This window comes from Enterocloster clostridioformis, from assembly GCF_020297485.1.
GTDB lineage: Bacteria > Bacillota > Clostridia > Lachnospirales > Lachnospiraceae > Enterocloster > Enterocloster clostridioformis.
This window is the reverse complement of sequence record NZ_JAIWZC010000001.1, coordinates 2,262,605-2,282,777: the sequence shown is the minus strand read 5'-3', so window position 1 is coordinate 2,282,777 and position 20,173 is coordinate 2,262,605. Positions and strand designations below refer to the sequence as shown.

The 20,173-nt window shown below is 50.0% G+C and carries 19 protein-coding genes and 5 pseudogenes; 19 read left to right on the top strand and 5 right to left on the bottom strand.

From position 1 onward, the window contains the following. Nucleotides 1-271 precede the first annotated feature (271 nt). The 13 genes and pseudogenes from ltrA to metF all read left to right on the top strand — a co-directional run bounded on the left by ltrA (nt 272) and on the right by metF (nt 11,823). Nucleotides 272-1,552: a group II intron reverse transcriptase/maturase gene (gene ltrA / locus LA360_RS11620; protein ID WP_002578445.1), complete on the top strand. Its 1,281-nt coding sequence runs from the start codon at nt 272-274 to the stop codon at nt 1,550-1,552. Nucleotides 1,553-1,649: 97 nt separating this feature from the next. Continuing rightward, complete coding sequence (locus LA360_RS11615) at nt 1,650-1,973, top strand: TIM-barrel domain-containing protein (RefSeq protein WP_022203354.1); 324 nt, start codon at nt 1,650-1,652, stop codon at nt 1,971-1,973. Nucleotides 1,974-2,024: 51 nt separating this feature from the next. Further along, a complete protein-coding gene (locus LA360_RS11610; protein ID WP_022203355.1) occupies nt 2,025-2,414 on the top strand; it encodes a hypothetical protein in 390 nt (129 codons plus the stop codon). Nucleotides 2,415-2,429: 15 nt separating this feature from the next. Continuing rightward, complete coding sequence (locus LA360_RS11605) at nt 2,430-3,500, top strand: beta-L-arabinofuranosidase domain-containing protein (protein ID WP_022203356.1); 1,071 nt, start codon at nt 2,430-2,432, stop codon at nt 3,498-3,500. A gap of 150 nt (nt 3,501-3,650) precedes the next feature. After that, nucleotides 3,651-5,323, top strand: a pseudogene (locus LA360_RS11600) (alpha-glucosidase). Nucleotides 5,324-5,536: 213 nt separating this feature from the next. Beyond that, nucleotides 5,537-5,899: a hypothetical protein gene (locus tag LA360_RS11595; RefSeq protein WP_022203359.1), complete on the top strand. Its 363-nt coding sequence runs from the start codon at nt 5,537-5,539 to the stop codon at nt 5,897-5,899. A gap of 4 nt (nt 5,900-5,903) precedes the next feature. Then, on the top strand, nt 5,904-6,098 hold the full coding sequence (locus LA360_RS11590; RefSeq protein WP_225537511.1) for a hypothetical protein: 195 nt from the start codon (nt 5,904-5,906) through the stop codon (nt 6,096-6,098). A gap of 197 nt (nt 6,099-6,295) precedes the next feature. Then, on the top strand, nt 6,296-6,742 hold the full coding sequence (locus tag LA360_RS11585; protein ID WP_225537510.1) for a hypothetical protein: 447 nt from the start codon (nt 6,296-6,298) through the stop codon (nt 6,740-6,742). 304 nt (nt 6,743-7,046) lie between these two features. Next, nucleotides 7,047-7,757 carry a precorrin-2 C(20)-methyltransferase gene (cobI, locus tag LA360_RS11580; protein ID WP_022203361.1) on the top strand — a complete coding sequence of 237 codons (711 nt, stop codon included), beginning with the start codon at nt 7,047-7,049 and terminating at the stop codon, nt 7,755-7,757. Further along, complete coding sequence (locus tag LA360_RS11575) at nt 7,757-8,602, top strand: ABC transporter ATP-binding protein (protein ID WP_022203362.1); 846 nt, start codon at nt 7,757-7,759, stop codon at nt 8,600-8,602. Before cobI ends, LA360_RS11575 begins: the two co-directional genes overlap by 1 nt. Next, a complete protein-coding gene (locus tag LA360_RS11570; RefSeq protein WP_022203363.1) occupies nt 8,593-9,330 on the top strand; it encodes an ABC transporter permease in 738 nt (245 codons plus the stop codon). The genes LA360_RS11575 and LA360_RS11570 overlap by 10 nt, the downstream gene beginning before the upstream one ends. Next, a pseudogene (locus LA360_RS11565) lies at nt 9,314-10,804 on the top strand (DUF512 domain-containing protein); the annotation flags it as partial. The gene LA360_RS11570 and the pseudogene LA360_RS11565, both read left to right, overlap by 17 nt. 155 nt (nt 10,805-10,959) lie before the next feature. Next, a complete protein-coding gene (gene metF / locus LA360_RS11560) occupies nt 10,960-11,823 on the top strand; it encodes a methylenetetrahydrofolate reductase [NAD(P)H] (protein WP_022203365.1) in 864 nt (287 codons plus the stop codon). A gap of 13 nt (nt 11,824-11,836) precedes the next feature. Here the strand turns inward: metF and LA360_RS11555 are convergent, their stop codons facing one another. Continuing rightward, entirely contained in the window at nt 11,837-12,745 is a 909-nt protein-coding gene (locus tag LA360_RS11555) for a LysR family transcriptional regulator (protein WP_022203366.1), read from the bottom strand. 145 nt (nt 12,746-12,890) lie between these two features. On the opposite strand from LA360_RS11555, the gene LA360_RS11550 reads away from it, so the two are divergent. Further along, nucleotides 12,891-13,091 carry a hypothetical protein gene (locus LA360_RS11550; protein ID WP_146774939.1) on the top strand — a complete coding sequence of 67 codons (201 nt, stop codon included), beginning with the start codon at nt 12,891-12,893 and terminating at the stop codon, nt 13,089-13,091. A gap of 49 nt (nt 13,092-13,140) precedes the next feature. Here LA360_RS11550 and LA360_RS11545 read toward each other — a convergent pair whose 3' ends face one another. The 3 genes from LA360_RS11545 to LA360_RS11535 form a co-directional block, all read right to left on the bottom strand. Then, nucleotides 13,141-13,734 carry a transposase gene (locus LA360_RS11545; RefSeq protein ID WP_225537753.1) on the bottom strand — a complete coding sequence of 198 codons (594 nt, stop codon included), beginning with the start codon at nt 13,732-13,734 and terminating at the stop codon, nt 13,141-13,143. A 137-nt stretch (nt 13,735-13,871) separates the two neighbouring features. Continuing rightward, nucleotides 13,872-14,366, bottom strand: coding sequence for a helix-turn-helix domain-containing protein (locus LA360_RS11540; protein ID WP_112481404.1), 495 nt, complete (start codon nt 14,364-14,366; stop codon nt 13,872-13,874). 63 nt (nt 14,367-14,429) lie between these two features. Beyond that, nucleotides 14,430-14,861, bottom strand: a complete 432-nt coding sequence (locus tag LA360_RS11535) for a VIT domain-containing protein (RefSeq protein ID WP_225537509.1) — start codon at nt 14,859-14,861, stop codon at nt 14,430-14,432. A gap of 102 nt (nt 14,862-14,963) precedes the next feature. On the opposite strand from LA360_RS11535, the pseudogene LA360_RS31240 reads away from it, so the two are divergent. Both LA360_RS31240 and LA360_RS11525 read left to right on the top strand, forming a co-directional pair. After that, nucleotides 14,964-15,266 (top strand): annotated as a pseudogene (locus tag LA360_RS31240) (cation:proton antiporter domain-containing protein); the annotation flags it as partial. 541 nt (nt 15,267-15,807) lie between these two features. Then, a pseudogene (locus LA360_RS11525) lies at nt 15,808-16,422 on the top strand (AI-2E family transporter); the annotation flags it as partial. 88 nt (nt 16,423-16,510) lie between these two features. Here the strand turns inward: LA360_RS11525 and LA360_RS11520 are convergent. Then, on the bottom strand, nt 16,511-17,767 hold the full coding sequence (locus LA360_RS11520) for an IS110 family RNA-guided transposase (RefSeq protein WP_057572861.1): 1,257 nt from the start codon (nt 17,765-17,767) through the stop codon (nt 16,511-16,513). A gap of 266 nt (nt 17,768-18,033) precedes the next feature. On the opposite strand from LA360_RS11520, the pseudogene LA360_RS11515 reads away from it, so the two are divergent. The 3 genes and pseudogenes from LA360_RS11515 to rsmH form a co-directional block, all read left to right on the top strand. Further along, nucleotides 18,034-18,360, top strand: a pseudogene (locus LA360_RS11515) (sporulation integral membrane protein YtvI); the annotation flags it as partial. Nucleotides 18,361-18,479: 119 nt separating this feature from the next. Next, complete coding sequence (locus LA360_RS31235) at nt 18,480-19,094, top strand: sugar O-acetyltransferase (RefSeq protein ID WP_022201269.1); 615 nt, start codon at nt 18,480-18,482, stop codon at nt 19,092-19,094. 3 nt (nt 19,095-19,097) lie between these two features. Further along, nucleotides 19,098-20,147 carry a 16S rRNA (cytosine(1402)-N(4))-methyltransferase RsmH gene (gene rsmH / locus LA360_RS11505; protein WP_002584420.1) on the top strand — a complete coding sequence of 350 codons (1,050 nt, stop codon included), beginning with the start codon at nt 19,098-19,100 and terminating at the stop codon, nt 20,145-20,147. Nucleotides 20,148-20,173: the final 26 nt, after the last annotated feature.

Here is a 20,173-nt window from a genome sequence, read left to right as displayed (position 1 = left end):
CCGGAAGTACGAGTAAATGCGGCAGGTACATGGAGGAAAAGAACACGCACCTTAACTGGGGAGGTCTCACAGGCGGTCTCATTAGCCGTAGTAACAACGAATTGTGAGAAGTCAGCAGAAGCCATAGTAGTGAGGAAGTTCCTGTAATGGGGACGGAGCGAAGGGCTGAACAATCAATCAGTTGAAGTACGTTCCACTTCGTAGCCGGAGCATACGCCTGTCGATGACTTCAAAGGCGGCAAAGGCAAAAGGGGCAGAAAGGAAACAACGCATGGACACAAGCAGTCTCATGGAGCAGATATTAAGCAGGGATAATCTAAATGCGGCGTATCTGCAAGTCGTAAGGAATAAAGGAGCGGCAGGCGTGGACGGGATGACCGTTGAAGAACTTGGCGCATATCTTTCGGAAAACGGCGAAAACATTAAGGAACAGTTGCGGACGAGGAAGTATAAGCCGAAGCCAGTCCGCAGGGTGGAGATACCCAAACCCGATGGTGGTACAAGAAATCTTGGAGTGCCAACAGCAGTAGACCGCTTTGTACAGCAGGCGGTGGCACAGGTGCTTACCCCGATATTTGAGGAGCAGTTTCACGACCACAGCTATGGATTCAGACCCAAGCGGTGTGCACAGCAGGCAGTCCTTAAAGCATTGGAAATGATGAATGACGGACACAACTGGATAGTGGATATCGACCTAGCGAAATTCTTTGACACAGTAGACCATGACAAGCTGATGACGATTTTCGGACGGACAATAAAGGACGGAGATGTCATATCGGTGGTAAGAAAGATTCTGGTCAGCGGCGTAATGATTGATGATGAGTATGAAGATACGGTAGTCGGCACACCGCAGGGTGGAAATATCTCGCCGCTGTTAGCAAATATCATGTTAAATGAGCTGGACAAAGAACTGGAAGCAAGGAGGCTGGATTTCGTCCGGTATGCAGATGACCTTATTATAATGGTCGGGAGCAGACAGGCGGCAGAGCGGGTAATGAAGAGCGTGGCTCGGTTTATAGAGGAAAAGCTTGGACTGAAAGTGAACGCGGAAAAGAGCAGGGTTGATAAACCAAAGGGCATTAAGTATCTGGGGTTTGGATTTTACTATGACTCATTTGCCAAAGGGTACAAAGCCAGACCACACCCGAAAGCGGCAGCAAAGTTCAAGGCGCAGATGAAGAAATATACAAGCAGGAGCTGGGGAGTGGGCAATGGTTATAAAATTGGGAAACTCAACCGGCTTATCCGAGGGTGGATAAATTATTTCAAAATCGGAAGCATGAAAAGGCTGTGCGCAAAAATGGACGGACAGATTCGGTATCGACTGCGCATGTGCATATGGAAACACTGGAAAACGCCAAAGAACAGGGAAAAGAATCTTATCAAACTTGGTCTGCCGCCAAATGCGGCACATGGCATTTCATATGCCAAAGGATATGCCAGAGTGTGCAGAAGCTGGAATCTCCACATTTGTATCAGTAAAGAGAGACTAGCTAAGTTTGGTCTTGTATCCATGGAAGACTACTACGCCGAAAAGGCTGTTACATGTTAAGTTGATTGAACCGCCGTATACCGAACGGTACGTACGGTGGTGTGAGAGGTCGGAAGGCGAAATAATCGCCTTCCTCCTACTCGATTTTTGCCTGAGGATGCAGTTCGGGCTTTTGTCCACCCACAGCCGGCTTCACGGCTCCAAGAGCTACCGTGTGCCATGGCTTTTCGATGACGAGGCCTTGGAAGTATGCCGCCGTTTTACAAGGCTTAAGCTGCGACTGATGCCTTATCTGTACCGGATGGCGGTTAAGTCCCATGAGACAGGTATTCCGTCCATGCGGGCCATGGTAATGGAATTTGACAGGGACCCGGCGGCGCGCTACCTGGATATGCAGTATATGCTGGGAGACAGCCTTTTGGTGGCCCCTGTTTTCAGGGAGGACAATGAGGTGGAGTACTATCTGCCGGAGGGCAGGTGAACCCATCTGTTATCAGGGGAATGCAGGGACGGCGGAAGATGGTATCATGATGTGTGCGATTTCTTTACCCTGCCCTTATATGTCAGGGAGAACACGCTTCTTGCAATGGGGGCCTGCGGGGAACGCCCGGATTACGATTATGCAAAAGGAGCCGAACTGAGGTTATATGCCCTTGGGGATGGAAAAGAAGCGGTATGTGAGATTCCGGATACCGCAGGCAGCATCGTCCTGACGGCCAGGGCTGCCAGGAACGGACGCACCATTGTCATTTCCAGCACCGGGATGCCGGAGGGGATGACGTATGTACTGAAAGGCATCCATGAGGCAAAAGGCATATCAGGCGCAGATGTTTTGGGGGATGACGGCGGAATCATCCTGGCTCCCGGAGACAACACAGTGACCATTGAGTTAAAGGCGGCATCAGACGCACAGCGGTTCTAAGAAAGGTACAGAAGCATGGAAGCATTCAGATTATTGGAAAAACAGGGGTGTACAATCAGGGACTCATTCTGGAGCCGCTATATATCGTTAGTTAAGAACACGGTCATCCCTTACCAGTGGGATATCCTAAACGACAGGATTCCGGATTCCGAGCCCAGTCATGCCATTGACAATTTCCGCGTTGCGGCGGGAGATATGGAGGGCAGGTTTTACGGCCAGGTATTTCAGGACAGTGATGTATCCAAGTGGCTGGAGGCAGTGGGCAATGTACTCATGCTGGAGCGGGATAAAGAGCTGGAGGAAAAGGCGGATTCAGTCATCGATATCATAGCCAGGGCCCAGCAGCCGGACGGGTATCTGGACACCTATTTTATCATTGAGGAACCGGATAAGCGCTGGACCAATGTGCTGGAGTGCCATGAGCTGTACTGCGCGGGCCATTTTATTGAGGGGGCTGTGGCCTACTATCTGGCAACCGGAAAAGAAAAAGTATACAATGTGGCAAAAAAACTGGCCGACCACATTGACGGCGTGTTCGGACCGGAGGAAAGATGGAGGCGGATGGGATATACCCGTGCGCCGTTGGGCCTGGCACTGCGCATACCGGGGTGGAGCAGGGGATACAGCCTGCGTGTAAATGGGGAAACCGTATCAGCGGACAGGGAAGAAAAGGGATTTGCCTGTCTGATGCGCTCCTGGCCGGAAGAGACGGAGATTACACTTAAGTTCCGTATGGAGGCCCGGTTCATAAAGGCCAGCCAGAATGTCCGTTACAATGCGGGCAGGGCGGCAATTGTGAGAGGTCCGCTGGTATATTGTCTGGAGGAAGCGGACAATGGGGCGTATCTGGACCAGATTGCCGTGGACCCCAAAGGCGGACTCGCAGAGGAGGCAGATTTGTCCATGCCGGGAGGCTGCATCGCACTGAAGGCCAGGGGAGTCCGGGAGCTTGCGCAGACGGATGCAGATACACTCTACATGCCTTACGGGTCATATGAGGAAGCGGTGACCGTAAAGGCGGTTCCTTATTTTCTGAGGAATAACCGGGGAAGAGGAGAAATGCAGGTCTGGATGCGGATAAAATAAGGATAGAAATTTCATTGACACCGCAAATGTATATTGCAAATGGGTGCCGGGACTGGGCAATTCAAGCGGACAATACCCGGGAGCCTGGCTGAAGGCCCGAAAGGCTTACAGCCAATCATAGATATTTTTAAAGAGTATGGGGTGGAATAGATGAATCAGTGGTGGAAGAAAAGCGTAATATACCAGATTTATCCGCGCAGCTTTGCTGACAGCAACGGGGATGGTATCGGGGATTTGAACGGAATCACGGCTCATCTGGATTATCTTAAGGAACTGGGAATCGATGTAATCTGGCTGTCTCCTGTATATGAGTCTCCCTGTGATGACAACGGGTATGATATATCTGATTACAAACATATATTAAAAGAGTTCGGAACCATGGAGGATTATGACAGGATGCTCTGTGAAGCGCACCGGCGCGGTATTAAGGTTATCATGGATTTGGTGGTGAACCATACCTCGGACGAACATGAATGGTTTGTGGAAAGCAGGAAGTCAAAGGACAATCCATACCGGGATTATTATATCTGGAAAGAAGGAAAACGGGACGAAAACGGGCGTACGGCAGCGCCCCCTAATAATTGGGGTTCCAATTTTGGCGGTCCGGCCTGGGAATATGACAGCCTGACAGATATGTACTATCTCCACTGTTTCTCTAAAAAACAGCCGGATTTGAGCTGGGAGAACCGGACGCTCAGGGAAGAAATCTACGATATGATGGATTGGTGGTGCAGGAAGGGAATCGATGGTTTCCGCATGGATGTAATCAGCATGATTTCAAAGCAGCAGGATTTCCCGGACGGAGCCGTAAAGGACGGACTCTATGGGGACCATCAGGAGTTTGTCTGCAATGGACCGAGGGTGCATGAGTATCTGCGGGAAATGAACCGCAGGGTGCTGTCCAGGTATGATATCATGACCGTGGGGGAAGCGCTGGGAACCACCATGGAGCATGCAAAGAGGTATGCAGGTGAAACCGCCGGGGAGCTGAACATGGTATTCCATTTTGAACATGTTTCCCTGGGGGAACGAATCATCGGAAAATGGACCGATAAGCGGGTGCCTTTAAAGGAATTGAGGGACACGTTTAATCGGTGGCAGACAAGGCTGGAAGGGAAGGCATGGAACAGTCTGTACTTGGATAACCACGATCAGCCCAGGGCCGTGTCCAGATTCGGGAATGACTCGCCCCGTTACAGGACGGTGTCGGCCAAAATGCTGGCGACCTGCCTTCACATGATGAAGGGAACCCCGTATATTTATCAGGGTGAGGAACTGGGAATGACCAATGCAAGGTTTGAAGTCCTGTCAGATTACAGGGATATTGAAAGCATCAATGTTACCATGAGCTGACGGAAAACGGCCTGATGGATGAGGATACCATGATGCGCTGTTTAAAGACAATCAGCCGGGATAATGCCCGTACACCTGTGCAGTGGGATGACAGTGATAACGGCGGTTTTACCACAGGAATCCCCTGGATTAAGGTGAATCCAAATTACCGGGAAATCAATGCCAGGGCAGAGTTGGCGGATTCGGACAGCGTATTCCACTATTACAGGAAACTGATTGCGCTCAGGAAACAGCACGATATCATCGTATATGGCGCATTTGTGGGCCGGCTGGAGGACAGCGGTTCTGTTTATGCCTATGAGCGCCACTGCAAGGGCAGACGGCTTTTGGTTGCCTGCAATTTTACGGACCAGACCGTTCCCTGTGATGCGGCGGAGGAGTTTCCCGGCGCTAAGGAGCTGATTTGTAATTATGATGAGCATGTAAAGGGCGTTCTGAAGCCGTATGAAGCCCGGGTTATATTGGGGTGAATGGGCCGGGGAGGACTCTGCTTTTAACTGCAGCTCTGTCACCTGCTCCCCCACATGCTTAGTGGTATGGACATCAATCCACAGCAGTTCCTGCAGCGGTCCCCGGATGTTCATGGAATGTTCCCTGGCAAAGGCAAGGAGCTGGGGCACATAGGTGCGGGTCCGGCGGGGGACCAGTATGCCCAGCTCCAGTTGTCATAAAGGAGCTGTATCATGAATTTTGAGGGAATGTCACTGAAGAAAATATTCTGGAGGTTTGTATGGCCCTCCGTGGCGGCCCAGTGGATTTTTGCGCTGTATACCATGGTGGACGGGATGTTTGTGGCCAGGGGGGTATCGGAGGCAGCTCTGTCCGCGGTGGTGGCCATTTTCCTGAGGCAGGGCAGGCGGCGGGAGGCCAATCAGGCCAACACCCAGAGCACGGCGGAGTATGTGAAGCATTATATTTTGTCACTTCTGCCTGTTTGCAGCTGTGGCTGTGGCTCTCTTTATTTCCGAAAAGCTGGAAGGACTCAGGCTTTACTCGGCGTCTGTATTCAGGATATTCAGCCTGTCATTCCTGGCGCTGGGATTTAACATTGTGGGGTCAGGATATTTTACGGCCATAGAACGGCCAAAGGAGTCACTGGTTATCTCCATGGGCAGAGGCATGATTATTATGGCGGCCGCATTAGCGGGCTGTATTGCGGTAATGGGAGGCGGGGGAATCTGGTGGGCGCCTGCTGTATCAGAGCTGTCGTGCGGTTATCAGCGAACGTCAGTCAACCTTAAATGAGAATATGCCGTTAAGGGATGCCATTTATTATGGAAGGACAATGGAGAAACTGGTTGAGTCCAGAGCGCTGTACCGCACCGGCCGGATTCAGATTCCAACGCCTGAGTTTTTTGTTTTCTATAATGGTGACAAACGTTTCCCGAAAAGAGAGAATTCTGAAACTTTCGGATGCATACCTTGAAAAGACCCAATATCCTATGCTAGAATTAAGTGTAAAGGTAATTAATATCAATCTGCCGTCAAACCACCCGATTCTAAAAAAATGGGGGCCGCTGTATGGGTATTCCTGGTTTATCCAGCAGATAAAGAATTATCTGATACAGGGAAAGAGCCGCGATGAGGCAATTATCAGCGCCATGTCCGACTGTGAGCAGAAGGGTTTTTTGGCGGAGTTTCTGAGAGAACATGGAACGGAGGCGGTGAATATGCTGTTTACGGAGTTCAATATGGAGGACGCCCTGGAAGGGCGTTATGAAGAGGGAAGAAACGAGGGAATCAGGGCTTTTATCCTGGATTATTTGGAGGATGGAAAGACGGAGGAACAGACTCTTGCGCGGCTGAAACAAAGGGTTTCCCTGAATCAGGAGGAGGCACAGAAGTATTTTGGCCTTTATAATACCAGGAAAAACCACCACAGTAATTAGTGCAGTCCCGGATTAGCCCAGGACAAAAACATAAAGAAATATATGAAGGGATACTGAGAGATAGGGGAATACATATCCCCAGGGAGTGCCGCGCAACGGCATGAATCTGCTGCAGGCAAAGAGCCGTGACAAGACAAAACGTATCAGGAACGTGATACCGCGGGGCCGTGCGCTGTACACTCAGCGGCAGGGCCTTTTTTTGCATACGTCGGAGGTGAATTATAATAGGGTGAATGAAATAATTGCCCTTTGCCTCCGGATATGGTACCATGTCATGGTATGAGAACAGAAAGAGGAACGAAAAATGGGAAAACTGTACGGAATCGGCGTAGGACCGGGGGACCCGGAACTGCTGACTTTAAAAGCACACCGCGTTCTGAATGAGGCGGATGTGATTTTTTGTCCTGAAAAGGAGACTGGAGCAGGAAGCTTTGCCTTTGATATCATAAAGGGACTTTTGGAGAACACAGAGGCAAAAATCGTAAATCTGGTATATCCAATGCATTATCACGGCGCCCAGCTGCGTGAAATGTGGAAGCAGAACGCGGGATGCATCGCAGAGCATTTAAGCGGGGAGCGCACCGGCGCCTTCATTACACTGGGAGACCCGGCGGTTTACAGCACGTTTATGTACACCCTGCCCTACATAGAGGCAGCAGGCGTGGAGGTGGAGGTAGTACCCGGCATTACATCCTTCTGCGCTGCAGCGGACTCCATGAAAATGCCTCTGGTGGCCTGGAATGAGGACCTGGTGGTGGCGCCAGTGCGCAAAAACAGCAGCGAGGATTTGGGAAGGGTACTCAGGGAACACGACAATGTGGTTCTGATGAAGCCCTCCACTGACCCGGAGGCCCTGCTGCGGGCCCTGGAGGAGAACCACCTGGAGGACAGGTTTGTGCTGATTACCAAGACAGGCACAGGTGAGGAGCGTCTGGTGACTGACTTTGAGGACCTGAAAAAGTATGATATACCTTATCTTTCCACGGTCATCATCAAGAAGCAGGGGAGGCAGTAATGATTCTATGTAAAGACCTGCATAAACAGTTCGGTGATGTGGAAGCGGTGCAGGGTGTTTCCATGGAGATTCCCGACGGGATGTTTTTGGGCCTGCTGGGCCCCAATGGAGCGGGAAAGACAACACTGATGCGGATGATGACCGGACTTCTGCCGCCTGATACAGGCACCGTGGCCTTTGACGGACAGGCCATGGACCGGAATGCCGTGGCTGTAAAGCAGGCCATTGGCGTAACCAGCCAGCATGTCAACCTGGACAAGGAATTGACTGTGGAAGAAAATATGGAGTTTGCGGGCCGCCTTTACCGGATGGGAAAGGCGGATATTGCCGCGTCCGCGGACCGTCTCCTGTCCTTCCTTGGACTGGACAGCGTCCGAAAAAGGGTGACTCAGAACCTGTCAGGAGGAATGAAGCGCAAGCTGATGATTGCAAAGTCCCTGATTCATAATCCCAGATACTTATTTCTGGACGAGCCAACGGTAGGCATTGACCCCAATGCCCGCCGTGATATATGGGATTTCCTGCGCATGCAGCATAAGGAGGGAAAGACCATACTTCTGACCACCCATTATATCGAGGAGGCCCAGCATCTCTGCGATTATGTGATGCTCATTGACGGAGGAAAGATATTTAAGGAGGACACGCCAAAAGGACTGATTGATGAAATCGGACCATTTAAGGTGGAGTACGAAGACGGAGACAGGATGAAGGCCGAGTTCTTTCAGGACCTGCCCGCGGCCAAGGCCAGGGCCGGGGGGATTGACGCGCTGTGCAGCGTGCTTCCTTCCACACTGGAGGACGTATTTTTCCATTACACCAGCAAGGGGGTGGGAGGATGGAAATAACCACGATTTTGTGGCGGGAATGGCTGTTTCTTAAACGGAGGTTCTGGAGAGTCACATTTTCCCAGATGGTATCGCCGCTTTTGTATTTCGTGACCTTTGGGATTGGACTGGGCAGGGTGATGGAGATGGACGGAAAACCTTATCTCTACTACCTGATACCGGGACTTTTGGCCATGACCACCATGCGCAACAGCTACACTTCGGTTTCCACCCGCATCAGCGTCATGCGCCTCCACGAAAAGAGCTTTGAGTGTTATCTGTATTCACCCACCCGGATGCATCTGCTGGCTATGGGACACATCCTTGCGGGAGCCCTCCGCGGCATGTATTCCGGCGTATTCATTGTACTGTTGGGAATCGTGTCAGGGGTCAGGCTGGCCATGAACGGGTGGCTGTTGACAGCCGTTATCCTGAATTCGCTGATTTTTTCCGCCCTGGGCTTTCTGGCGGCCATGATGATGGAAAGCCACTACGACATGAATAATTTTACGAATATTGTGATAACGCCCATGTCCTTCCTGTGCGGCACCTTCTTTTCCCTGGACGGCATACCGGAGGCCCTTAAGTGGGTGGTGAATATTATGCCGCTGACCCATACGACGCGTCTTATACGGGAAATTTCTTTTGGCGGCAGCGTCAGCCGGCTGTCCATGGCGGCGGCGGTGTTGTTCGCGGCGGCGCTTACCGGAGGCTGCGTGTGGGCATGTTACAGAGAAGCAAAAGCATAAAAACAGGAATTGTGGAAAGAACTATAATATTGAGGAAAATAGGTTGAAAACGAAAAAGAATGAACATGTGATAAAAGAGGTATATCCCGGCTCTATTGCGGAGGAGATGGAAATTGAACCAGGGGATATACTGGTTTCGATTAATAATGAAGTGATTGAGGATGTATTTGACTACAGGTATCTGATTAAGGATGAGTATATTGAGGTGGTCATAAGAAAACCGGACGGGGAAGAGTGGCTGCTGGAAATCGACAAGGAATATGACGATGACCTGGGGGTGGAGTTTGAAAACGGCCTGATGAGCGATTACCGTTCCTGCAGCAACAAATGCATCTTCTGCTTTATTGACCAGATGCCGCCGGGGATGCGGGAGACCTTGTATTTTAAGGATGACGATTCCAGGCTTTCTTTCCTGCAGGGAAATTACATTACCCTGACCAATATGAAGGAGAGGGACATAGAGAGAATCATCCGTATGCAGCTGGCCCCCATTAACATATCGGTACAGACTACCAACCCGCAGCTGCGGTGTAAAATGCTTCACAACCGTTTTGCGGGTGATAAGCTTAAGTATCTGCAAATGCTCTATGACGGCCATGTGGAAATGAACGGCCAGGTGGTCTGCTGCAAGAATGTAAACGACGGGGCGGAGCTTAAGAGGACCATTGAAGATTTATCTAAATATCTGCCGTTCTTAAGAAGTGTTTCCGTGGTTCCGGCAGGTATCACAAAATTCAGGGATGGATTGTTTCCCATTGAGTTATATACTAAGGAGGAAGCAGGCGCTGTCATTGATATGGTGGAAAGCCGCCAGCAGGAGTTTTATGACCAATACGGCCTTCATTTCATTCATGCCAGTGACGAGTGGTACATCACGGCGGGCAGGGATTTTCCTGAGGAAGAGCGTTATGACGGCTATATCCAGCTGGAGAACGGCGTGGGCATGATGCGTATGTTCATCAATGAATTCAATGAAGCCCTGGAGGATGTGGTCAGCGCGAGAGAGTATGAAGGGCTGGCTGAGACTGTTTCAAGGACGCTGACCATTGCCACGGGAAAGCTGACGTATTCTACCATCTGCGGCTTTGCGAAACAGCTGATGGCTGCATTCCCCCGTCTAACGGTTCATGTGTACTTTATAAGAAATGATTTCTTTGGGGAGACCATTACGGTATCCGGCCTCATAACAGGACAGGACCTGATAAGACAGTTAAAGGAACGGCAGGATGCGGGTGAGGATTTGGGAGAGGTACTGCAGATTCCTTCCAATATGCTGCGCGTGGGTGAACAGGTATTTTTAGATGATCTGACGGTCCAGGATGTGGAGCGGGAGCTGGGGATGAAGGTGGTGGCAGTGGAATCAGGAGGCAGGGAGTTCATTGACGCCATTTTGGATCCGGAATACAGAATGGAACGAAAGAATGATAATTTTGTGTATATCCGGGCCTATGACAGGAATAAGGAAACACAGTGACAGAGAATGGCCCGATATAGTTTAAAACTATAGTTGCCCATAAAATTTACAAATTATCCCTTCTTTTTGTTTTGTGCTATGATTACTGCAATCAGGAATCATGACAAATCATAAATGATGACCAAGACTTATTTCAAAGAAGGGAACCAACAGATATGAAGACATCATCCTTGTTCAACCATAAAACCGTACTGTCCCTGGAGGTATTTCCTCCCAAGAGGACAGCGCCCGTTGACACGATTTACAATACGCTGGATGAGCTTAAGGGAATCACGCCTGATTTCATCAGCGTCACATATGGGGCGGGAGGCAGCGAGAACAGTCAGACAACGCTTAAGATTGCGTCTGCTATTAAGCATAAATACGGCATAGAGAGCGTGGCCCATATCCCGTGCCTGAACCTGACAAGGGAGGATGTCCTGTTGATTCTGGAACAGCTGAAGGAACAGAAAATAGAGAATATACTGGCCCTTCGGGGGGACCGCGTTCCGGACAGGGAGCCGGCAGGGGATTTCCGGTATGCGTCGGATTTGGTGGAGTTTATAAAGCTCCATGGGGATTTTAACATCATAGGCGCCTGCTACCCGGAAGGCCATCAGGAATCAGGCGGCCTGGTAAGGGATATGAAACACCTGAAGGACAAGGTGGACGCCGGCGTCAGCCAGCTCATCACCCAGCTTTTCTTTGACAACGAGTATTTTTACCGCTTCAGGGAACGGATGGATCTGGTGGGAATCCATGTTCCGGTGGAGGCCGGAATCATGCCGGTGGTCAACAAAAAGCAGATCGAGCGCATGGTATCCCTGTGCGGTGTCAAGCTGCCGAAAAAATTCATCTCCGTGATGGAGCGTTACGGGGATAACCCGATTGCCATGCGGGACGCGGGCATTGCCTATGCGGTGGACCAGATTGTGGACCTGGCGGCAGGCGGCGTGGACGGCATCCACCTGTACACCATGAACAATCCTTATATTGCTAACCGGATATACGAATCCGTATTCCGGCTGATGGCGTCTTAGCGCGTGGTTTGCTCTAAGGCTGTCTGCCAATCAGCCGGTTTAATTCCTCCAGATATTTCCTGGCAAACTGGCTGAGATGGATCCTGGGGTCCGCAATCCATCCGATGAGCATGTTATCCTCTGTTTCCAGAGGAACCGCCATGATGGAGTCGCCGTTCAGGTTGCGGTTTAAAATGCCGCTGCATATGGTATATCCGTTTAATCCGATGAGAAGATTGAACAGGGTGGCCCTGTCGCTGACATAAATTACTTTTTTTCTGGGTATGGTGCTGAGTATTTCCTCTGAGAAGTAAAAGGAGTTTTTTTCGCCCTGCTCAAAAGCCAGGAAGGGGTAATCCTCCAAATCATTAATGGTAACGCGTTTCCTGGCTGACAGGGGATGGGATACGCTGATGAATACATGGGGGCTGGCCCGGAACAGGGGATGGAATACAAGACCGCTTTCCTTAAACAGCTTTTCCAGCACCTTCCGGTTAAAATCGTTGATATAAAGGATGCCCAGCTCACTCCTGTAATTCTTCACATCGTCGATAATCTCATAGGTGCGGGTCTCTCTCAGGGTGAATTCATATTCGTCCGTGCTCTGCCGGGATACCAGGTTGGCGAACGCATTGACGGCAAAGGCATAGTGCTGGGTGGATATGGAGCAGATACGCTTCACCGGTTTTTTGTTTGTGTAATGCTGTTCCAGCAGCTCGGCCTGCTCCAGCACCTGCCTGGCATAGGACAGGAATTCCATTCCCTGGGAGGACAGGGCAATACCCTTGGAGCTCCGGTTGAAGATGGATATGCCCATTTCCTTTTCCAGCTCCTTGACCGCGTTGGAAAGGCTGGGCTGGGTTATGAAAAGCTGCTTGGCCGCCTCGGAAATAGAGCCGCAGTTTACGATGGTTACAATATAGCGCAGTTGCTGTAGGGTCATGACAAATACCTCCATTGCATTTGATGCATGGAGGTATTTTAGCACGAAATGATATAGTTTGAAACTATGTCATTCCATATTTTGATGGTTTTTGCGGTATCATCCCGATTTCCGCCGGCCTGTATGTCCGCGGATTTCGGAACAGATGCCGCGAAAGGTTATGACGGTAAGGCGTCCGGCCTGGGACCGGACCCTCCCATGGGGAGATTTTATGGGAGAGGCGGAGTATTTCCGGGAGACGGCAAAGTTTGACACATGCCTGGGCAGTGGCCTGCCGGATGTTTTCCATGGTGGCTGGTACGGATTGCGGGGTCATGGAAGCAGCTGCATCGGAGAACAGCACTAGTACAGCATTGCTTAAATATCAGTGATTAAATTACTAATGGTATCCCGGCTTATGTCCACTTAAATGGGTGTGCTGTAAGATTGTATTGTTCAATAAAGCGCAGGATGCTTGCTTCCAGTTCTTCTATTGATAGGTAGCTTTTCCGCTTCAGCAGCTTCCGGTTAATGATGCCAAACCATATCTCAATCTGGTTCATCCAGGAACTGTGTTTCGGAGTATAGACAAAGCGGATCCGGTGGGAAGGGTCATGCAGGAAATCCGCTCGGCTTTCCATACTTTTAAGGATCCCTGTTTTCCCTTTTTTGCCCAGTTCCACGCCAAGGGCACAGGCTTCTGCCACAAAGCGGACAAGGGCTTCCGATTTATGGGTGTTTAGGCCATCGCATATAAATGTCCATGGGGCTTGCGGGTCTGTCCCTACCAATGCTTTCACGGCTTCCACAAAATCCTCTTCTGTGCGTGTGGAGTTTAAATACGGCATTTCCATACGGCCCGTTGCAACATCAAAGAACCCGATGAGGCTGGTCGTGCCATGGCGGATATACTCAAACTCCATTTTGGCGCACTGGCCGGGTAATGGGAGCTTGTCAGGATATTTATGTTCCAGCGCTTGTACCCCGGTCATTTCATCCGTGGAAACAATGTGTGCACCTTCCCGGCTTTGTTCCTGGGCACTCTGGTACAGGCCGCAGATTTCGTTTACTTTCCGCGCAAAAGATTCCGGGGCTTCCGTCTTTTCCGAAGAATGAAGCCAGTAACGGATTTTGTGGGGATGTAAATCTACCTCATTTTTAAAAAACGGCTGACAGATTTCTCAGAAATCTGTTCAGCGATCCCCTGCTTTTTAATTTCTGCCACTAACAGCGGGAGACTCCACTGGCTTACTTCGTACCCAAAATCATTTGGGTTGCTGCAGGCAAGGTCGATGATCCGCATGATCTGGTCCGGCGTAAAAACAGACGGGGCACCGGGGCGTTTTTTATCGGACAGGACTGCCCGTATCTCATCTTCAAGCTTTTTCGGGTCGTCCATTTCAATCCTCCGCAAGGCTGGGAGCGCCGCGAGGAACCGACTGCGCCAGGTGGCAACATTATTATAATGAAGCCCGACCTGTGGTGCAATATTCTGGTTGAGTTCCCCCTGTGACGCAAGCAGGACAATGCTGGCTCTTTTGACCAGTCCTGACGGAAGGGAGCGGCTTTTTGAAAAAGCAGATAATATGTTTTTCATGGCATCAGATAAAACCGGGATAGTATCAATTGTTTTCCTTCGCATAATAACACATCCATTCTTTAGTGATAGAATTATTATGCACCGACTACAATAAAAAAGCAACGTCTATTCATTATTATTTTGGCAATACTGTACTAGGTTAAGCCGGTCCGAATCCCTGAGATTCCCCACCAGGCTCCGTATCAGCTCCTTTGCCGTATCAAGCGGATACCCGAACATGGAACCCGACACATCCGGGACAAATATGTATTCCCGGGGAGGTATCGCCTCCGCTCTGACGCGCTCCGGCGGCTGCACCATCAGCATAAAGAAATTTTCCTTTTCCCCGGTGCGCAGCATGAGGCCGCAGTTTATCTCCTGTCCGGTGAGCCTGTAATCCAGGATAAAGTCGCGGTTCCCTGCAAAATCACCGGAATCAGAGAGGGTCACACGGGCCTCGGAGGCGCTTTTTCCCTCGCTTGCGGCCTCCTCAAATTCAGCTTTGGCATCTTCCTTTTCTTTGATTTTTGCCGTGATTACTTCGTCGCCGATTTTCACGCTCCAGTCTGACTAGAACCGCTTATCAAGCTGATGACTTCTGCATTATGTGTTGACGCAGAAATTATCGGCTTTTTTGTGCTCTGTTAGGAGGAAAAGAATATGCTGATTAGTATTGCTTTTATGCTGATGCTGGGAATGTTTTTGGGATGGGTATGCAGGAAGCTGCGTCTGCCCGGCCTTATGGGGATGATTTTTACGGGGATTCTTCTGGGACCCTATGCCCTGAATCTGATTGATGTGACCATACTGAATATATCATCGGAGCTGAGGCGGATTGCCCTTATCATTATATTGATGAGGGCAGGGATTTCCCTGGACTTAAATGATTTGAAGAAGGTGGGACGGCCGGCCGTGCTCATGTGCTTTCTTCCGGCTTGCTTTGAGATATTGGGGATGGTCCTCAGGGGAGAATATTGGAAAGGAGCTGGGGATAAGATAGAGTCAGGCAATGTGGGGCTGAACGAGGACGCCTTCTTCCTGAAGGAATTGGCGGAGGAGGCAGCCCTTATCGTCAAACCGGATATGGACAGCAGAGTGGGATGCTTCGGGTTTGTGGCGGAGGACTGCGGAATCGGCATGGCGCCGGAATTTCTGGAAAAACTGTTCATGCTCTTTGAACGGGCCTGTCCGGGACCATTCGGAATAAAAGTGCGGATTAAAAGTTTGTTAAAGTATGGGTCACCCCCTTGTGTAATTCAGGCTTATCCAATATAATAGGCCGTAAACAGAGTTACATGAGGAGAAGACGGATTCCATGGACGGCGAATTCGGCGGCACTGCCCCGAAGCATAGACATTCGATACAATATACCACATAAGTGGGATGAGGCATGGCTTGCGCACAATTGGGTGCAGGCCGTGTCTTTTTGTTTTTTACCGGCATACCAATAAAAGGGTGCGCCGGCCATGGATGTTATACCTGTCCGGACAGAAAGGAAGAAAAAATGAAGACCGAAGCGAGAAGAATATTTATCATTAACTGTATGTATTTTACAATCCTGCTGCTGGCAGCCTTTGTCCTGCTGAAATACGGGCTGCCCATGGTGGCTCCCTTTGTCACCGCGTTCGTGATTGCGTATCTGTTAAGGAGGCCAATCTGTTTTGCGTCAGGCCGTCTGCACATAAACAGGAGGGTTATGGCTATACTTATGGTGCTTCTGTTCTACAGTGTGGCGGGGCTGCTGTTTACCCTCCTCTGCGTCAAGATATTTTCTAACGGGAAATTGCTGGTGGCGAGCCTGCCCTCGGTTTACGCCAATTACGTGGAGCCGGTATTTACCGGAATTTTCAGCGGCATAGAACAGTCCCTTCTGCGCATGGATCCGTCTCTCCTTGGAACCTTAGAGGAGCTGGAAGGGCATTTTGTCCAGTCCGCGGGACAGATGGTATCAGGAATCTCCATGGAAGTCATGGGCGGGCTTTCCGGCTTCGCCTCATCTCTTCCCGGTATGTTTATCAATCTGCTGCTCATGGTCATTACCACCTTTTTCATTGCGGCTGATTATGAACTGCTGACCGGATTCTGCCTGCGCCAGCTGGGGGAACGGCCAAAGGAGGTTAGGTTGAAAGAAAAAATCAAAAAAAATCGTAACTTAACAAGAGCACCAGTAAACTGCCGCCCCAAAGGATCCTATGGAATAAAGGGTATCAGGCCATAGCAGGAGGAGTAATCATATAGCCTCGTTTCTCTAAACGTTTGATGGCATTTCTGTCATACTGTTCCTGAAATTTCCGGTACATTTCTTCAGGAATAGCGGAATAATCCGTATCGGCAGGATTAAATACCTCCTGCTTTTGGAACATGTGGTAAATGCAAGTCAACACCATGCGTGCAATGGCAATGATTGCCCGTTTATGACCACGACGTTTTTTTATACGGTCATATTTGTATCTGAAGTAAGGGTTTTTACTCTTGATGGCAGCATTTGCACACTGAACCAGCAGAGGCTTTAAGTACACCCCGGCTCTTGAAACATGGACGCTCTTCTTTTTACCGGCACTTTCGTTATTTTCAGGAGCCAGCCCAGCCCAGGAGCACAAACGTTTTGAGGATTTGAATACCGCCATATCCACCCCGATTTCAGCAATGATAAAGGTGGCAGACTGCTCTGTAATTCCAGGAATTGTAGTAGCCAATTCGATAAATTTATGGTAAGGTTTAGCCAGGTCGGAAATCGTTTCTTCGAGAGTGGAGACGCACTCATTGATTTCATCGAAATGCTTTCTGCAGACCTTAATCTTAACGGATTGGTCACGGCGCAGTTCATAACCGATTATGGAGGTTACAACATCATCTGCCTTGTCCTTTGCTTTTTTAAGAAGCAGGGATTTACAGTATTCGGGGTCAAATACCTCACAGGTCAGGATATAGTCAACGATGGCGGTCGCTGATTTTCCAAAGGTATCTGAGAGGACGGATGCAAGGGCAATGTTGGAAACCGTAAGAGCATTCTGTAACCGGTTTTTCTCACTGCTGCGGTGGCCAATCAGTTTCTGCCGGTATCGGAACAATTCCCGAAGCATGCGAATTTCCTTACAGGGGATATAACTGGAAGGAACAATATCAAATTTAAACAGATCCGCAATCCAGGCGGAGTCTTTGTCATCGGTTTTCTGTCCTTTGATAGCCCTGACATACTTGGGGTTAGCAACGACAACGTGACAGGAATCCTCCAGGATATTAAAAATTGGAATCCAGTATTTACCAGTGGATTCGAGGCAGATCTCAGTGCAATTGAAAGAAAGAAGCCATTTTTTCAAAGAATTAAGATCGGAATTGAAGGTGGCGAACCGCTTTTTAACATAAGAAGTAACGCCCCTGTAGTCTGTCAGAGCAATGGTAGCGACAACAAATTTCTTGTGAACGTCCATGCCACAGCAGACAAAGTGTTTGATAGATAACATAAAACAGCCCTCCTAAGTAAAATAGACAGACATTGACTGGCTGTCCAGCAAAGAAAGACCTAAGGAATTGCTTTGACAATGATTAGGTTACGAGCTCAAGGCGTCACTGGTTTGTGCTTGAGAAGACAGCCGACACATGTTTTTATGCGGACTTGATCCCAAATGGAGGAACCGATTCTACTTCCTCCTCCGTGCTCTGTAGTGTATCTGTCTGAGGAGAGTTTAACATCAAAAATAAAATAGTGGAAGCACAAACTTGCTATTTCATAACTGTTTTGTGCCTAAGCGAAGCGAAAGGAATGAGAGTTTTTATGGAGATACAGTCCTATGTGGCGGGCACCCTTTTTGTGTGCATACGCTCCTATGCCCTGATCATGACCATTACCTTTGTGGAACTGTCCATCGGCCTGACCCTGATTGGGGTTAAAATCGTGGGCAGCCAGATTGGCCTTCACCCGGTAGTGACGCTGGTGAGCATGTTTGTGGGAGCACAGCTTCTGGGTGTACTGGGATTGTTTGGATTCCCCATTGGCCTGTCCCTGCTGCGCTACCTGAACGAGACAGGGGCCATCCGGCTGTTTAAGACCGCGTGAGGAGAATCGTAGCAGATATTCCATGAGGAAACAGATTTCCTTCCATCACATATTGCATCCCTGCCCTTATGCTTGGTATAATGGTAAAGATAAGCGGGGGAGGAAGGAAAGAATCGGTTATGACTGAGAAAGAACGGATGTTGTCAGAGAAGCTTTATATTCCACAGGATGAGGAGCTTGCGGCGGACTGCGCCAGATCCCGGCGGCTGGTTCGGCTGATTAATGGGACCACGGAAGAACAGGCGGAGTACAGGGTGCAGCTTTTTAAGGAGCTGTTTGCCAGGACAGGTGAAAATTTATGGGTGGAACCGCCCTTTCGCTGTGACTACGGCTGCCATATTTCTGTGGGTGAAAATTTCTACGCTAATTTTGACTGCATTATTTTGGATGTATGCGATGTGACCATCGGGGATAATGTGTTTCTTGCCCCCAGGGTGTGCATCTTTACCGCGGGCCATCCCATCGACGCCGGGGTACGCCGCAGGCAGCTGGAATACGGAAAGAAGGTAGTGATTGGGAATGATGTATGGGTGGGAGGAAATACTGTCATCAATCCCGGAGTCACCATTGGGGACAATGTGATTATTGGTTCGGGGTCCGTGGTTACGAAGGACATTCCATCCGGCGTCATTGCGGCCGGTAATCCCTGCCGTGTCCTCCGTCCTGTCACAGAGGAGGATACCAGGTACTGGGAGGAGCTTGAAAGAGAATATCGGAGAAGCAGAGGAGAGTAAGGCATGGAACAGGAAGAACGGAAGCACCAGCGCCGTGTGCGGTACAGGGGAACCCATCCCAAACGTTACGAGGAAAAATACAAGGAGCTCCAGCCGGAAAAGTACCCGGAAACCGTGGCAAAGGTCATCCAGAAGGGAAGTACCCCGGTGGGTATGCATATCCCTATCATGGTAAATGAGATACTGGATTTTCTACAGATACAGCCGGGTCAGACCGGCCTGGACGCCACTCTGGGATACGGGGGCCATACCGGCAGGATGCTGGAGCGCCTGGAGTCAAAGGGGCATATCTACGCTCTGGATGTGGATTCCATTGAGATGGAAAAGACCAGGAAGCGGCTTGAAAATAAGGGCTATGGGCCGGAGATACTTACCATCCGGAAGCTGAACTTTGCCAATATAGACCAGATAGTCCGGGAATCGGGGCCCCTGGATTTTGTGCTGGCGGATTTGGGCGTGTCATCCATGCAGATTGATAATCCGTCCAGAGGTTTTTCGTTTAAGAAAGAAGGGCCCCTGGATCTGCGTCTGGACCCGCTTAAAGGGGAGCCTGCATCTGAGCGGCTTAAAGGTCTGACCCGGGAGGAATTAACAGGCATGCTCATAGAGAATTCCGACGAACCCTATGCGGAGGAGATTGCCCGCGCGGTTATGGGTGAAATCAAGCGGGGAAGGGAGGTTGCCACAACCACCAGGCTATATGAGATGATAGACAGGGCACTGGCGTTTATTCCGGAGGAAGAACGGAAGGAGGCAGTGAAGAAGTCCTGCCAGAGAACATTCCAGGCTCTGCGCATTGATGTGAACAGCGAGTTTGAGGTGTTGTATGAATTCCTGGACAAGCTTCCGGGCGTATTAAAGCCGGGAGGACGGGCAGCTATCCTGACCTTCCATTCCGGAGAGGACAGGATCGTGAAGAAATCATTTAAGGAAATGTACAGGGCGGGGCTTTACAGCCAGGTTGCCACGGATGTGATCCGCCCTACGGCAGAGGAGCGCAGGATGAACAGCCGCGCTCATTCCACGAAAATGCGGTGGGCCGTTAAGGCGTGACATAGCACGAATGCAGGGAGGTATCA